The 14402-nt window shown below is 43.5% G+C and carries 16 protein-coding genes and 1 pseudogene; 1 reads left to right on the forward strand and 16 read right to left on the reverse strand.

Translation table 11 applies throughout. From position 1 onward, the window contains the following. Positions 1–99 precede the first annotated feature (99 nt). Genes ACTNA4_RS12775 through ACTNA4_RS12785 form a run of 3 tightly spaced genes read right to left on the reverse strand, consistent with a single transcriptional unit; the run spans position 100 to position 1277 of the window. A complete protein-coding gene (locus ACTNA4_RS12775) occupies positions 100–858 on the reverse strand; it encodes an AIM24 family protein (protein WP_441030438.1) in 759 nt (252 codons plus the stop codon). A 60-nt stretch (positions 859–918) separates the two neighbouring features. Beyond that, complete coding sequence (locus ACTNA4_RS12780; RefSeq protein ID WP_441017977.1) at positions 919–1137, reverse strand: hypothetical protein; 219 nt, start codon at positions 1135–1137, stop codon at positions 919–921. After that, entirely contained in the window at positions 1131–1277 is a 147-nt protein-coding gene (locus ACTNA4_RS12785) for a hypothetical protein (RefSeq protein WP_427806013.1), read from the reverse strand. The genes ACTNA4_RS12780 and ACTNA4_RS12785 overlap by 7 nt, the downstream gene beginning before the upstream one ends. Positions 1278–1482: 205 nt before the next feature. Between ACTNA4_RS12785 and ACTNA4_RS12790 the strand changes: the two genes are divergently transcribed. Continuing rightward, positions 1483–1995 (forward strand): helix-turn-helix domain-containing protein, encoded by a 513-nt coding sequence (locus tag ACTNA4_RS12790; RefSeq protein WP_427820482.1) that lies wholly within the window; start codon positions 1483–1485, stop codon positions 1993–1995. Positions 1996–2083: 88 nt separating this feature from the next. Here the strand turns inward: ACTNA4_RS12790 and ACTNA4_RS12795 are convergent, their stop codons facing one another. The 13 genes and pseudogenes from ACTNA4_RS12795 to ACTNA4_RS12855 all read right to left on the reverse strand — a co-directional run bounded on the left by ACTNA4_RS12795 (position 2084) and on the right by ACTNA4_RS12855 (position 14105). Continuing rightward, the gene (locus tag ACTNA4_RS12795) at positions 2084–4933 is read right to left on the reverse strand and encodes a response regulator (protein ID WP_441030440.1); all 2850 of its coding nucleotides are present in this window, start codon (positions 4931–4933) and stop codon (positions 2084–2086) included. 186 nt (positions 4934–5119) lie between these two features. Continuing rightward, positions 5120–5521, reverse strand: a pseudogene (locus ACTNA4_RS12800) (DUF362 domain-containing protein); the annotation flags it as partial. 43 nt (positions 5522–5564) lie between these two features. After that, a complete protein-coding gene (gene larC / locus ACTNA4_RS12805; protein ID WP_441030442.1) occupies positions 5565–6887 on the reverse strand; it encodes a nickel pincer cofactor biosynthesis protein LarC in 1323 nt (440 codons plus the stop codon). Between the two features lies 1 nt (position 6888). Then, positions 6889–7641, reverse strand: coding sequence for a nickel pincer cofactor biosynthesis protein LarB (gene larB, locus ACTNA4_RS12810; RefSeq protein ID WP_441030444.1), 753 nt, complete (start codon positions 7639–7641; stop codon positions 6889–6891). Beyond that, on the reverse strand, positions 7638–8384 hold the full coding sequence (larE, locus tag ACTNA4_RS12815; protein WP_427820489.1) for an ATP-dependent sacrificial sulfur transferase LarE: 747 nt from the start codon (positions 8382–8384) through the stop codon (positions 7638–7640). Before larE ends, larB begins: the two co-directional genes overlap by 4 nt. Before the next feature lie 19 nt (positions 8385–8403). Next, a complete protein-coding gene (locus tag ACTNA4_RS12820) occupies positions 8404–8718 on the reverse strand; it encodes a hypothetical protein (RefSeq protein WP_441030446.1) in 315 nt (104 codons plus the stop codon). Between the two features lies 1 nt (position 8719). Further along, positions 8720–9124, reverse strand: a complete 405-nt coding sequence (locus ACTNA4_RS12825) for a hypothetical protein (protein ID WP_441030448.1) — start codon at positions 9122–9124, stop codon at positions 8720–8722. A gap of 243 nt (positions 9125–9367) precedes the next feature. Beyond that, the gene (locus ACTNA4_RS12830) at positions 9368–9769 is read right to left on the reverse strand and encodes a DUF3842 family protein (protein WP_427820492.1); all 402 of its coding nucleotides are present in this window, start codon (positions 9767–9769) and stop codon (positions 9368–9370) included. A gap of 117 nt (positions 9770–9886) precedes the next feature. Further along, positions 9887–10624 (reverse strand): amino acid ABC transporter ATP-binding protein, encoded by a 738-nt coding sequence (locus tag ACTNA4_RS12835; RefSeq protein WP_427806024.1) that lies wholly within the window; start codon positions 10622–10624, stop codon positions 9887–9889. A gap of 44 nt (positions 10625–10668) precedes the next feature. After that, a complete protein-coding gene (locus tag ACTNA4_RS12840) occupies positions 10669–11499 on the reverse strand; it encodes a transporter substrate-binding domain-containing protein (protein ID WP_441030450.1) in 831 nt (276 codons plus the stop codon). 64 nt (positions 11500–11563) lie between these two features. Then, complete coding sequence (locus ACTNA4_RS12845; protein WP_427806026.1) at positions 11564–12226, reverse strand: amino acid ABC transporter permease; 663 nt, start codon at positions 12224–12226, stop codon at positions 11564–11566. After that, the gene (locus tag ACTNA4_RS12850) at positions 12214–13434 is read right to left on the reverse strand and encodes a M20 metallopeptidase family protein (RefSeq protein WP_441030452.1); all 1221 of its coding nucleotides are present in this window, start codon (positions 13432–13434) and stop codon (positions 12214–12216) included. The genes ACTNA4_RS12845 and ACTNA4_RS12850 overlap by 13 nt, the downstream gene beginning before the upstream one ends. A 272-nt stretch (positions 13435–13706) precedes the next feature. After that, positions 13707–14105: a helix-turn-helix domain-containing protein gene (locus ACTNA4_RS12855; protein WP_441030454.1), complete on the reverse strand. Its 399-nt coding sequence runs from the start codon at positions 14103–14105 to the stop codon at positions 13707–13709. Between the last annotated feature and the right edge of the window lie 297 nt (positions 14106–14402).

Genomic DNA, 14402 nt, shown 5'->3' on the forward strand with positions numbered 1-14402 from the left:
AATCTTTTCTCCTCGCATCAAGACCAGATATTTGTAATGTCTGATATCATATTATCATTCTCCACAAACAAGTTCAATGCAAGACCTGCAACTTTGTTACTATCTGACCGGTGCAAGCAGCACCTTTCCGGTTCCGCGGTACACATTTACCAACCCTTCTCCCGATGCTGCCGATCCGAGTAAACTTTTCCCGGAGCGCTCCACGGTAAATTCCAGACTGCCACTCCATGCAATAGCAAAGTTCCCGTCTACTTTCAAAACATCCTTATCCAGCGTAATTTCCACCAACTCTTCTTTCGGGCAGGGTGATTCGAGACAGACGATTCCGTTTCCCTGAATACCCAGATTGAATAATCCTTCATTTCCGGCAACTGCGGAAGACAGATTCGACCTCATCACTGCTTTGTGTTTTAATGAGGATTCACATGCAAGAAAGAGTCCGTCATCCAGCACAACCGAACCATTCCATTTGCTTAAATCCAACAGCAAAATATGTTGATACGTCGGTTCAAGCACCAATGTTCCGTCTCCGGTATATTCCGGTTTGATTGCCGATTCTCCTGTCACGGAACCGCGCACTGCTTTTCCGAACAGATCGCCGACGCCTTTGATTCCCGTTGTGGCCTTTACATTCCCGACCATCCACTGCATCGCGCCTGCCTGAACCGTCACATTCGATTTGGAGACATCACAGACAACCTGCCTTTTTCGAACATTCATCTGGCTCGCATAAAATGCTTCCATTGCCGTTTCCGGCATAACACTTAAGTCGCGCTGGTACTCAACCACTGAAAATGCTCCCAAAGAATCAATTACCTTCACATCATCGTTTTCCATAAAATTTTTAATCTGATACATTTTTCATTCTCCTTTTATTAGTTTTTAGACTTAAAAATAACTTTTAGCAGTACGTTTTTCCTATAAACGCTTCGGCGCAAACAGTGAAATCACACCCACGATCAACAACACCGGAAATGCAATTTTAATCAGGCCGACTGCCACAAGGCCGATTAAAAATAACGGAAGCAGCACAACACTGGCTATGATTTTTGAAATTCCCCATGCTGCTTTCACCGCAAAAACAAGTATTTTTCCAAATATCAAAAACATGAAAATTGTAAATATGAATGTTAACATCGTTCTTCATCCTCCTCTTCTGCGATTCTTTTCCCATGGAATTTTGAATTCTCTTCCAGTCCAAGTATCTTACTGTAATCTTTCTGTTCGTGTATTCTCTCAATCATAAGGCACATCCTGACTCTCTGTTCTATACTCATCTTCCTATTCTCCTTTCCGCCAGATTATGCCCATATTATACTTGAATCCTTCCTTCAAATAAACAAAATCATTTGCGAATTAGTATCATCTATTTCTCCTTTTTTGAGGTGATATAAAGTAAATCTTAAGAATAAATAAATTCCCTTCGTTGTCAATATCATATATAATATTTTCAGGATCAGATTAATTAGGGGGGATTTTATTATGGGAAGAAAATCAACAAAAGAAATTAAAAATATTTATCAGATCAGCCGGGAAAATATGGAATATTCCCGGGAAGCAGCAGCCGAGAAACTTGGCTTCATTTCTTCTGACCGTATTGAAAAAATCGAAAATGAACGGACACTGCCGCATCCGGAAGAGGTACTTGCGATGGCAGACTGCTACAAAAATCCTTCTTTATGCAACTATTTCTGCTCTCATGAATGCCCGATTGGAATCGAGTATGTACCTGAGATTCATGCAAAAGAACTCTCCCAGATTACCCTGGAGATGCTAGCCACATTGAATCGGCTGTCGCACGCGAAGGAACGTCTTATTGAAATAACAGTAGACGGCGAACTTTCGGAAGATGAACTGCCTGATTTTCTTAGAATCAAAGATGAATTGTCGAAAATGGCTCTTGCCATCGATTCCCTGAATCTGTGGCTGGATCACACCATTGCTTCCGGGAAGATTGACAAACAAGTACTGGAAGAAATCATTCACAGAAAATAATTTTGCTCATAACGCAAGAGCCTGGCAAACAGCCAGACTCTCAGCAAAATAGATTCAAATTGTTACATATTCTGTCATCCTTCTTACATTAGTTCAACCATCTGTCCAGTGTTCTGGCAAGCGATTTGAGATCAAGCGGTTTGGCAATATGCTCATTCATACCAACCGTTTTGGCCGCCTGTACGTCCTCCGCAAATGCATTTGCCGTCATGGCAACGATTGGTACCTGTCTGCAGTAATTCCGATCCATGGAGCGGATCGCTCTGGTAGCATCATACCCGTTCATCCGCGGCATCTGGATATCCATAAAGATGATATCGTAATAACCGTCCTTACATGATGCCATTCTGTCAACGGCCTCCGTACCGTCAGCCACATGCTCGATTGCGAGCCCCGTTGTTCCCAGGATGACTGTTGCAATTTCTGCGTTCAGTTCATTATCTTCTACCAGCAACGCGCGGCGGCCTGTCAGATCCATATTTTTCAGATCAACAAACGGTATATTCGGTTCTTGTGCTTTCTCGTCTCCTACAAGAGTATTGAACGTTTTTGCCAGTCTGGAGCGGAACAGCGGCTTACTGATAAATGCATTTACACCGGCTGCTCTGGCCTCCTGCTCAATATCCGACCAGTCATAGGCAGAGATGATTATGATCGGCACGTCATTTCCCACGGCTTTCCGTATTGCTCTTGTCGTTGCAATCCCGTCCATATCCGGCATCTTCCAGTCAATAATGCAGGCAAAATAATCCCGCTTCTGGTTATGGTGAAGCACAATATGATCAACAGCCTCGGCTCCTGTAGACACACCCTCGGCTTTCATCCCCATATCATTCAGCATGCCGCAGCAGGACTCGAGACTTAATTCATCATCATCCGCCACAAGTACATCCAGATCAACAAATTTGTCATACTGTACATCCGAGCCTTCCTGAAGCCTGAGGTACATCGTCACCGTAAAGCGCGAACCGACTCCCGGCTTGCTTTCAACCTTGATATCTCCTCCCATCATGCGGACAATATTCCGGCTGATCGGCATGCCAAGACCGGTCCCCTGTATTTTATTTACGCATCCATCTTCTGCTCGGGTGAACGGTTCAAAAATCTTCTCCATGAATTCTTCACTCATCCCCATTCCGTTATCTTCAAAAACGAATTCATAGCAGCCGATTTCCGCCTGGTTCGAAGGTTTTTCAGAAATAGAGAGCCGGATCTTTCCGCCATCCGGTGTGAATTTTACCGCATTTCCCATCAGATTGGTGAACACCTTCTGGATGCGGAGGCTGTCACCGATTACCTCTTCATGGATCACACCGGAAATGTTGACAGAAAGCTCATGATGGTGCTCTGCGATTTGTGAACTGGTCATAGAGAGCAAATTATCCACCAGGTCGGAAAGTTTAAACTCTTCCTCGATCAGATCCACTTTTCCTGACTCGATTTTACTCATATCCAGAACTTCGTTGATCAGGCTGAGCAGATGTTTGCTTGCCTGAGTAATTTTCTGAAGGCTATCCTGAACCCGCTCTTTATCATCAATATGCGACGCGGCAATTGCCGTCATTCCGATAATGCCGTTCATAGGTGTGCGGATATCATGGGACATATTGGACAGGAAATCCGTCTTAGCCTTATTTGCCGCTTCTGCCGCATCAAATGCTGCCTGCAGTGCCATTTCCTGCTGGCGCTCCTTCTTGATCAGATCATCTACATTTCTGGTACCGACTACTGCGACGAAACCACCGTCTTTTTTCTCTACAAACGCAACCCTTGCCTGCAGATATATGGTTCCGTCATCTGTATGTTTTTCATAAGTCAAAGAGTAGTCTTTGCCGTCTGCACGAATATGATCCAACGACAGTTTTTCGATAAATTCACCGCGGCTTTCTTCCGAAACAAGTTCCTCTGCGTAACTGCGCAATCCTTTTGACCAACAGCCATTATGCTTACGAAAATGTTCCGCAATAGCACGGCCGTCTTCATCCTGCGCGCGGTAAGTGGTCACGGTATCCGTTTCCGGATCAACAAGAAGAACGGAATAGTACTCTGAGCCAATTCCTTCTATAATCTCACTTTGTGTCTCCAAAGTTTTGATATGTTTTCTTTCTTCTTCCACGATCGAATCGACATTTCGGAATCCCAGAATAATCCGGCTTTCCGATGTGTGCCCGGAATAGATCCTGATAAAGACCGCAAATACCTGTAATTCATCCGTGCAGTCAGGAGTCCCCATATGATGGGAAAAATAATTCAGCCGTTCCTGTGCATCACCGGATGCTCCGATGTGCGTACGTACATCAGATACCGATGAGAGCTCTGTAAAATAATTCTTTGTAAGATCAATATAATATACCGATGTATAAATTTCACTCAATGACTGGATGATCTTCATCCGTTCTTCTAATGCTTTATTAGAATCTTCCAGTCGTTTGTTCGCAATCTCAATACAGTAAGTCGATGAAATAACAGATAGAAGCAGAAGATGTCCGGTATTCCGTTTGGGATTATCTACTCCGAAAAAGCCTATGATCTCGCCATCCACCACAAGAGGCGAAACCCCTGCACTGTCGATCCCTCTCAGCTCCAGAATCTGATAGGTCTCTGATTCGGGAACATAATCCTCATCCCGAGACGAGATAAAGAATTCTCCTCTTTCTTTAACCAGCCTGAACCAGCTTTCAACCCTATCTGCAGGAATACCCTGAAGTCCATTACTTTTAGTCGGAATCCCCTCACGGCACCATTCATATGTATTATTGACCATAGTTCGCTGTGCGTTCCATTCCAGAATATAGGCACGGTCCGCATCATAATATCTTCCTGCGTCAGCAAGAATATTCTGAATCGTTTGTCCGCCCTTTTCTTTATTTGCGTAATCATGCAGAAAATGCTTGATTGCCTGCTCCTGATTTAACAGATTTTGTGAAAGCTCGTTCATGATACACCCCCGGGAATTGGTATACTTTGTCTGATTTTAATTATACATTTCCGGCAAAGCTCTATTAAGGCGAAATTCCACATTGTGTTTCTTTTTCGTGCGGTTACGAGTGATTACATAGTTTTTCTCAAATATTCTGCCGTAATTTTATCCTTTGATCCGAGGCGACAACGCTTCCGGATTCTCTTATTCAACCTCGATCAGCTCATACTCCCTCGTGCCATATCCCAATGCCGCAGCAGCCTCAATTGTATGGATCCCATTACGGCTTTCAATCCGCTCCAGGAAATGTGCTTTGCCGGGATCATCACAGGCATACACCAGATCAATGCAGGCCTGATCCACCGCGATCGGATCTGTCGATACCAGAATACCGATATCATTTAGACACGGATCTTCCGCCTCTGCCATGGACTCCAGAAACGAATCATGATCTGAGGTCCAGATATACTCCGGCACACCGGCTCCATGGATATATGCCTTACCATAGGAAGAAGCCACTCCGATCGATAATTGCTTTAATGCGCCGCCATAGCCTCCCATCGGATGCCCCTTAAAGTGAGACAGAACCAGCATCGAATCATAATGAACTATAGTTTAGCACGAAACAGATATTACATAAAGCACATTATTAATCTTCTGCTTTTCGTCCTGCCTGCATATCGATTCTTCTTGCTACTTCTTCTAGATTCATCTCCTGTTCTTTCGCGATTCGGGCTATGTCCTCATACTCGTACTTTTCCCGCGTCACGCCATATCCCGAAGCCACCTTTTTTCGCACTTCTCCAAATTCTGTATCTACTTTCCGGATTGTCCGGGAAAGCTTATATCGCCGACTGACATTTTCACGAACCCCGAGTGTCGTCGTATTCCGGAAGAATAATCGAAGCATGGTTTCTTTATCTTCCTCCCGACACATGACAGTAAGTAGAACACCCGGACGGGATTTTTTCATTTGAACCGGTATCGTATATACATCCAGAGCCCCCGCTTCGAAAAACTGCTCCTGCGCGAAGCCGATTGCCTCTGACGTGATATCATCCAGATTGCACTGCAGCTCTACGATCGTATCACCAGTTTCTTCGGTTTCTCCCAATAAAGCACGCACACAATTGACCGTATCGAAGTCCTTTTTACCCATTCCGTAACCGATTGCGTCGGTTTTCATAACCGGCATATTTCCGAATTCAGAAGCAAAATGCTTAAGAAGTGCCGCGCCGGTAGGTGTACAAAGCTCTCCTCTTATACTGCCGCCGTAAATGGGTACATCCCTCAGAATATATGCCGTTGCCGGCGCAGGAACCGGAAGAATTCCGTGGGCACACCTGACATGACCGCTTCCTACGTGAACCGGGGAGACAATGACCTTCTCTGGGGCGAGCTTATCCATGAGCAGACATACTGCAGTGATATCCGCAATGGCATCCATCGTGCCAACTTCATGAAAATGGATTTCCTTCACGGGGACGCCATGTACGTGACTCTCCGCTTCTGCAATCAGAGAAAATACTGCAAGAATATCCGCCTTTACCTTTTCTGATAGCGGAAGGTCCTGTACAATATGCCCGATCTCATGCATTCCGCTGTGGTGATGGTGAGAATGAACATGGTGATGAACGTGAGCCTGTTCGTGGGAAGTATCATGAATATGGCCGTGCTCATGGATATGATTATGGTCATGGTCATGTGTATGTTCGCAGTTATGGTCATGTGCGTGTTCATGCACATGATCATGCATATCTTCAGATTCTTCTATTCCGTTCACCTTGACGGTAACCTGCATCCCCTGGATTCCGCACTTTGCAATCTTCTCACCGGAAACAGTCACTCCCGGAATTTCCAGTCCGTTCAATTCACGGAGAAACTCTTCCTTATCGGGCAGCAGTTCCAAAAGCGCCGCTGTCAGCATGTCCCCGGCAGCTCCCATACCGCAATCTAAATATAAAGTCTTCATATTATTTTACCTCCATATGATTGATCCTGCTTGCCAGATATCCTGCTCCAAATCCATTGTCAATGTTAACCACCGACACTCCGCTGGCACAGGAATTCAGCATTGATAATAATGCGGATAATCCACCGAATGACGCTCCATATCCTACACTGGTAGGCACCGCGATCACCGGACAATCAACCAACCCTCCGATTACGCTGGCAAGTGCGCCTTCCATACCGGCAACAGCAATAACGACACTGGCGCTCATAATATCATCCAGATGTGCCAGCAGCCGGTGAAGACCGGCAACGCCCACATCATACAGGCGCGTAACCTTATTCCCATAAACTTCTGCTGTCAGGGCCGCTTCCTCTGCAACCGGGATATCACTTGTCCCACCCGTTGCGACAACAATTTTCCCGATTCCATTTGGCGCGGGCATACTTCCGATCAACCCGATTCTGGCATCTTTATGATAATCCATTTCATACACAGCGGAAATCTGTTCCGCTGATTCCTCGGAAAGCCGGGTGAGCAGAATCGTTTGCTGCCCATTCTTTTTCATTTGTTCCACAATTCCGATCATCTGCTCTGCCGTCTTTCCTGCACCGAAAATGACTTCTGCCACTCCCTGCCGGATCGCGCGGTGAGAATCGACCTTCGCATACCCGATATCCTCAAAAGGTGCCTTTTTCAGAAAGAGCAGCGCTTCTTCTACTGTCATTTCACCTTTTTGAACCGCTTCCAGAATTACTTTGGTATCATTTCTCATGCCCTCACCTCCAAGTCCAGCAATACGGAAGAATAATGTTTTTTCAATTCCTTTGTAATCGTTTCACGGTTTTCGATCACTTTTGGGATTTGCCGAGAAGGAACCTGAATCTTTGCCACATCTCCCATCCGGCGAACCCGAAAATCTGTAAACCCAAGAGAGAAAAGAAATTTTTCTGCTTCTTCAGTTGCTTCTAATTTTTCTTTTGAGATTCTTTCTCCTGTCGGAATCCGTGTTGCGAGGCAGGCATAAGCGGGTTTATCCCAGGTAAACAGGCCAGCCTCACGAGAAAGCTGCCGTATCTCATCTTTTGTGAGACCGCACTCCCGTAATGGAGACAATACAGATAACTCCCGAAGTGCCCGCATACCGGGGCGATCCCCCGCGTCATCGGACGCATTCGTTCCGTCAAGAATCGTCGTAAACCCATCTTTTTCCGCTGCCTTTTGTATCTCTTCAAAAATAATACGTTTGCAGTGATAGCACCGGTCGTCCGGATTTGACACAACAGCCTCGGATGACAGTACATCAGGCGTTAAAACCTGCATGGGAATATTCAACTCTTTGACAAGCCGAATCGCATCATCCAGTTCAAACTGCGGCTGAAATGCAGTTTTTACATAATATGCTTTTACCTCCGCTTTGCATTGACTTGCAGCATATAACAGGTAGGCAGAATCAACGCCGCCCGAAAAAGCAACAGCGGCCTTGGGATGCTGTTCAAAAAATAAAAAAAGGTTCATACTTATCCCTCACAAAATATTATTTTTTCTTATTCAAGGATGCCTTCACAACACCTTTCGGGTCTTTGATCAATAATATTACCAGCCAAATAATCAGACCAAGCGCAACCACCGCCAGGCCGAGGAAAAAATCATTGAGCATATCCTGTGGTGCCGGTGCAAAAACCTCTGCACCTGCTTCCAGGTACTCAAACACGGCATCCACCATCCACATCAGAGAGGCCCCCCAATATAAGTAACACAGAATATGTAATTTCATTTCGTTCTTCGGCGCTCCCCTATACCAGAGAATCGTACTGATGATGGCAGCGAAAATACAAGTAAGCAGTGTCATCCTATACCTCCTTGAGTTCAGCCTCCTCAACAGCAGGCCGTTTTACGATGTGGTCAGCAGCTACCACGATTCCAGCCCAGATCACAGTGATCCACACTGCCATGGTACCACCTACAAGCGCCATTTCATGCAGCATCTTTGCCATATCTGCCGGATTATTCATCGCTGTCAGAAACGGGAAAAACGGAACGATCTCTCCGTGCCAAAAATGCTCAAATGCCAGTAATGCAGAACCTCCCCAAAGAAGATTTGTAAGCCATTTTAGTTTTCTTGCAAACGGAATTTTTACTTCTATTGTACTTTGCTGTGCATCCGCCTCCTGTACCTCTTTTTTCTTAGATTCCAATACTTTTCCTGCTATTGTTGTAACAACTGCTTCTGTAACAGGGACAATAAAACATGCCATAATAAATACCTCCTGAAAAATGATTTTGTATACAGCCACATCCGAACTAAGCAAAAAAAGATATATAATCACTCTTCTGAGCGGTCATATACCTTCTTATGTATATCGTCATCGTCTGTATTTATAAATTAAATTAAAACGCTTCAGCGCTTATGCCGGACTTCCTGTCCAGACATTATCATTTTAAATAGAATTTACCCCAAAGTCAAGCCGACAACAGCAACGATTTTCTCCCGGTCGTCTCTACATTTTCCTGATCTCACTTATCACGCCCTCAATCAATTTTCCCAACGCAAGATCGGAAACACCCACAATGAAATTATCACAATGATTGACAGGGATCAGCAGCCGTCTGGCATTACTCTGTCCAACAGCCAGTGCCATCGCCGGAGTAATCTCGCCATATAATGAATCTGCAATTACGATTCCAACCGGGCCGACGATCACATCCGCTCTGCGGCATCCGACGATTACGGCATTCTCTCCGGTGGCCGCATGATCCGCCCCTGCCTTCAGCATCGCTGTTGTAGCAGCGCTGTTCGTGCCAACAGCAGTGATCTCCATCTCAGGCATATTCTGTTTAATCGCGGCTACTACCTGCTTCCCGATTCCACCGCCTTGTGCATCAATAACAAGAATGTTCATATCCGATTCCTTCTTCAATAAAATGTTCTAATAATCACTTTATCGTATGCGGGAAAAAATGTCAATTTCAAAAAGCGCCACACTTTTCACGTGCGGCGCTTCTTATGATTATCGTTACTAATTTGAAATAAATTTCAAGAATTGTTGGATTCTTTCATTTTCAGGATGATCGATGATTTCTTCCGGAGTTCCGTCTGCTGCAATCTGCCCACCATCCATGAATAAAACTCTGGTTGCAACTTCCCGTGCAAACCCAATCTCATGCGTAACCAGAATCATAGTCGTTCCTTCTTCCGCAAGTGATTTGATTGTATTCAGAACTTCACCCACCAATTCAGGATCCAGTGCTGAGGTTGGTTCATCAAATAATAATACATTCGGGTTTACTGCCAGCGCTCTTGCAATCCCCACTCTCTGCTGTTGTCCTCCGGAAAGTTTGGAAGGATAAAAATCCTTTCTTTCAAGCATTCCTACTTTGGCAAGCAGCTCAAGCGCTGTTTTTTCTGCTTCTTCTTTTGATTTTTTCTGAACTACAACAAGTGCTTCCATTACATTTTCAATAGCTGTCTTATTTTTAAATAAGTTATATCCCTGAAATACCATTGAAGAATGTTTACGGAGTTCGATCACATCTTTTTTCGTGTGATTTTCAGCATCGATCCGAATGTCCCCAATCTCAATGATTCCTTTGGTAGGAACCGTAAGATAATTAAGGCATCTCAGCAATGTGGATTTTCCGGTTCCCGAAGGTCCCAGAATTGCAATTACTTCATTTTTATTGATTGTAAGATTGATATCCTTCAGAACCTTCGTATCCGAATCAAATTCTTTATACAGATGTTCAATCTTAACCATTGGCTTTTCTGTTCCCATACTTTTCTCAATCTTCCTGTTTTATATTATTTCTGAATTAACTGTGTCATATCGGCAAACATCCACTTTTCTGTGATCTTTGCTACTGTACCGTCATCAAGCATTTCCTGAAGGACTTTATTTAACTCATCACAGAGTTCTTTACCTTCATCTGTTTTCTGAATAAAGTATGCTACGTTATTTGCTGTAAGATTTTCATCAAGGAAACGGAATTTGATGGTATCATTGTAGTGCATGAAATTATTAACGTTTGTCGTTGTATTAGCAAATGCATCAATTCGTCCAAGATTCAGGTCATTCATACCAACAGTACTGTCTTCGTAAAGCACTACTTCGAATCCGATTTCCTGTGACATCTCTTCAATAATTGTCTGTGCAGCCTGTCCATTTGTACATCCTACTTTTTTGCCTTTTAAGTCATCAAATGTGTTAATGTCTGTGTTTGATTCCGGTACGATTACACACTGAGCATCTCCATAGTACGGAATAGTTGCATAGTATTTTTCTGTTCTTTCCGGTTTTACAGCCCAACAGTTTGCAGACACATCTGCTCTTTGGGTATCAAGTTCACCCCAGATAGAATCAAATGATGCCTGTTTTACTTCAACTTCCCAGCCTGTACGCTTTTCAATCTCTGCCCACATCTCTGCGTCAATACCTGTCCATGTGCCGTCATCTGCAAGAAGACTGTACGGTTCACCTACTCCGGATGTTACAAGCACTACTTTTCTTGCCTCATCCTTTGATTCTGCATCTCCTGATGCGTCAGTTTTTGAGTCTGAGCTTTTTCCGCATCCTGCTGCAACAGCTACTACCATTACCGCTGCAAGCATTGCCGCCAAAATTCTTTTTTTCATAACTTCTTATCCTCCTGTTAATAATAAAATATATCTCAAATGGCTGCCCATTGAAGACCGATGTTTAATACATATTCGCACATTTCTTCTCCAGAACCTTATGTACCAGTCCCAGAAGAAAAATGATTACCCAGTAAATCAGCATAACTGCCGCATAAATTTCAAAATACCGGAATGTCTTTGCTCCTTCAATCTTTGCGGCTCCCATAATATCCGGTACACCGAGCATAAATGCAAGCGATGTCATTTTGATCAGATTGATCACATCATTAAACAACGGCGGAAGCGCCACTCTGACTGCCTGCGGAATAATGATGCGGGTGATCAGCTGAAAATTCGTCATTCCAAGTGAATACGCCGCCTCTTTCTGTCCTTCATCAACAGAAAGTAATGCGCCTCGAATACTCTCTGACATAAAAGCACCCATGTTAAAACTCATAACAACCGCCACAGCTACCAGCGGTGTCATATCGCGAATTACCGCACTATAAAGTGCCAGTCCATAATAAAAGAAGTAGAGCTGGGCCACGATTGGTGTTCCCCGCATGACAGAAACATAGACTCTGGTAAGCTGATGCAGCCCCTTCACCTTATAATAATTGATAATTGCAACAACCACACCGATCAACAGTGCAAATATGGTTGATACAATCGTCAATTCAAAGGTAACATTCACCTTTCTTGCAATAATCGGAAGCACTTCCAGAAAATAACTTAATTTAAACATTTTTCCACCTCAGTTTCTTGATTAAAATAGTTTAAAACAATATTGGCAAACACAGCCGACGCAGGCGCCAGAACCTCCTCGTCGATTTCAAAGATCGGACTGTGTAATCCGAATCTTCCTTCTGTCTGATCGTTCGCAATACCGACAAACATATAGCATCCCGGAACACGACTGCTGTATTCCGCAAAATTTTCCCCTCCCAGATGCTTTTTATCAATGATATAACAGTTTCCTTCACCCAGAATCTCTTCCGCACTCTTTTTAGACAGTTCAATCATCGCCGGATCATTTTTCACCGCCTCACCGCCAATAAAAACATCCAGTTCATATTTTGCGCCATGCATCGCAGTAATTCCATCAACAACCCGCTCAATCTGCGCGGCTATCTGCTCCATGATTGCCATTTCTGTTGCCCGAAATGTACCGCGCACGATACACTCATCCGGAATAATATTTCCCGCGTCTCCTGCATGGATGGAGCCGATTGAAATGACGCGGGGTTCTGTGGAATCAAGATTCTCCGCAACGACAGCCTGAAGTGCAGAACAAATCTGAACTGCAATTGTAATGGGATTGATACATTCATACGGCCAGGATCCATGTCCGCCTTTCCCGATTATCTTTAATGAAAATCCTCCCGGACATCCAAACGCATATTTTGCCGCAATTCCGATTTTTCCTGCCCGGACAGTCGGCCATGCATGAGCAGCAAATACGGCATCTACTTTTGGATTCTCAAGAATCTGATCCTTTTCGATCAGAGCCGTCGCTCCTTTTCCGCATTCCTCGCCCGGTTGAAATACAAATTTAACCGTTCCGCAGAATTCATCCCGAAGCTGACTCAGAATCATCGCAGCTCCTAAGATCCAGGTGGCATGCGCATCGTGTCCACAAGCGTGCATTTTCCCGGGATTTTTGGACTTAAATTCCGTATCTGTCTGTTCTTCAATCGGAAGTGCATCTATATCTGCACGTAACATGACACATTTTCCCGGCCCTTTACTTCCTTTCAGAATCCCTACTACCCCGGTTCCCTCTGCCATATTTTCATACACGGTAACCCCGGGAAGCTTTCTCAGATTGTCTGCAAGTAGTCTTGCCGTTTCCACTTCCTGCAATGCTAGTTCCGGATGCTGATGAAGAGTACGACGAATCTGTATCAATTCCGACTCTCGCTCTTTTGCAATTTTCTTTATTTTCTCCCTCATATATCTCCTACCCGAAGCATGCAAAATGAACTTTTTTGCATCTTACACACTTACTTAATCTCTTTTTTTTCATATACTATTTTTTAACAGTTTTATATTACTAGTCCTTGCTTTTGTTTTCATCGTACAAAAAGAACGAATCTCTTTATCATTTTTTACAAAGCTGCACATTTTCTATTTATAGGACTATTTATTGATTTTATCTATGAGTTTTTGATACATGAAAAGCAAAAAACGTGACTGATCATCCATCTGCCAGTCACGTTTTCCTTTTATAATTTTTTGCGTTTTTTTGCTTTTATACGTTCCAGCTGCATCACCATAAGAATCCGCTGTCTTTTCAAACACTCCATATCATCCAGATGTATAAGCTCATTGATTTGTGCTACTCTGTGAAGAAGTGTATTCCGATGGATTCTCAGCCTTGCTGCTGCATACATAGAGTTTTGTTTAAAGAAAAGGTAGTAATATAATGTTTCATAAAGATTCGAATTTTTTTTACGATCTTCTTCCTTAATCACTTCCAATTCTTCAATGCGATCATCCATTTCATCTATTTCTTGTGCCATATAATATACTGACAATTCCTGATAGTATTCTTCAATCAGGTAAATATTTTTTTCCGGACTAAATTCTTCCCCAATTTTCAATGTAGTCTGAATCATTTCCATGTTTTCCTCTTTTTGGGATAATGATACAAACCCATTTCCAACCATAAGCTTTGTGTCTGTATTTAACCGTGCAAAAATATTCCTGTAATCCTGTATAAATCGATCTCTGTCTCCCTTCCCTTCTATCTCCGATAGCAAATACACAGCTTTATTATCCTGTCTATGACTCTCTATAATTGAATAATGATGATATTGGGGTCAAAACCATAAATAAATTTGCCCCTATTCCTATAGTACCTTGAAAAATTCATATTTTGTAGTATATCGCCGGACTTTTTGGGATATATGCTGGATATC

Origin of the sequence: Bariatricus sp. HCP28S3_A7, assembly GCF_052066375.1 — a bacterium.
GTDB lineage: Bacteria > Bacillota > Clostridia > Lachnospirales > Lachnospiraceae > Allocoprococcus.

What these genes read in the sequence shown, in the direction of transcription:
- ACTNA4_RS12775 (WP_441030438.1), bottom strand. Translation starts at nt 858, where the DNA reads ATGTATCAGATTAAAAATTTTATGGAAAACGATGATGTGAAGGTAATT.
- ACTNA4_RS12780 (WP_441017977.1), bottom strand. Translation starts at nt 1,137, where the DNA reads ATGTTAACATTCATATTTACAATTTTCATGTTTTTGATATTTGGAAAA.
- ACTNA4_RS12785 (WP_427806013.1), bottom strand. Translation starts at nt 1,277, where the DNA reads ATGAGTATAGAACAGAGAGTCAGGATGTGCCTTATGATTGAGAGAATA.
- ACTNA4_RS12790 (WP_427820482.1), top strand. Translation starts at nt 1,483, where the DNA reads ATGGGAAGAAAATCAACAAAAGAAATTAAAAATATTTATCAGATCAGC.
- ACTNA4_RS12795 (WP_441030440.1), bottom strand. Translation starts at nt 4,933, where the DNA reads ATGAACGAGCTTTCACAAAATCTGTTAAATCAGGAGCAGGCAATCAAG.
- larC (WP_441030442.1), bottom strand. Translation starts at nt 6,887, where the DNA reads ATGAAGACTTTATATTTAGATTGCGGTATGGGAGCTGCCGGGGACATG.
- larB (WP_441030444.1), bottom strand. Translation starts at nt 7,641, where the DNA reads ATGAGAAATGATACCAAAGTAATTCTGGAAGCGGTTCAAAAAGGTGAA.
- larE (WP_427820489.1), bottom strand. Translation starts at nt 8,384, where the DNA reads ATGAACCTTTTTTTATTTTTTGAACAGCATCCCAAGGCCGCTGTTGCT.
- ACTNA4_RS12820 (WP_441030446.1), bottom strand. Translation starts at nt 8,718, where the DNA reads ATGACACTGCTTACTTGTATTTTCGCTGCCATCATCAGTACGATTCTC.
- ACTNA4_RS12825 (WP_441030448.1), bottom strand. Translation starts at nt 9,124, where the DNA reads ATGGCATGTTTTATTGTCCCTGTTACAGAAGCAGTTGTTACAACAATA.
- ACTNA4_RS12830 (WP_427820492.1), bottom strand. Translation starts at nt 9,769, where the DNA reads ATGAACATTCTTGTTATTGATGCACAAGGCGGTGGAATCGGGAAGCAG.
- ACTNA4_RS12835 (WP_427806024.1), bottom strand. Translation starts at nt 10,624, where the DNA reads ATGGTTAAGATTGAACATCTGTATAAAGAATTTGATTCGGATACGAAG.
- ACTNA4_RS12840 (WP_441030450.1), bottom strand. Translation starts at nt 11,499, where the DNA reads ATGAAAAAAAGAATTTTGGCGGCAATGCTTGCAGCGGTAATGGTAGTA.
- ACTNA4_RS12845 (WP_427806026.1), bottom strand. Translation starts at nt 12,226, where the DNA reads ATGTTTAAATTAAGTTATTTTCTGGAAGTGCTTCCGATTATTGCAAGA.
- ACTNA4_RS12850 (WP_441030452.1), bottom strand. Translation starts at nt 13,434, where the DNA reads ATGAGGGAGAAAATAAAGAAAATTGCAAAAGAGCGAGAGTCGGAATTG.
- ACTNA4_RS12855 (WP_441030454.1), bottom strand. Translation starts at nt 14,105, where the DNA reads ATGGAAATGATTCAGACTACATTGAAAATTGGGGAAGAATTTAGTCCG.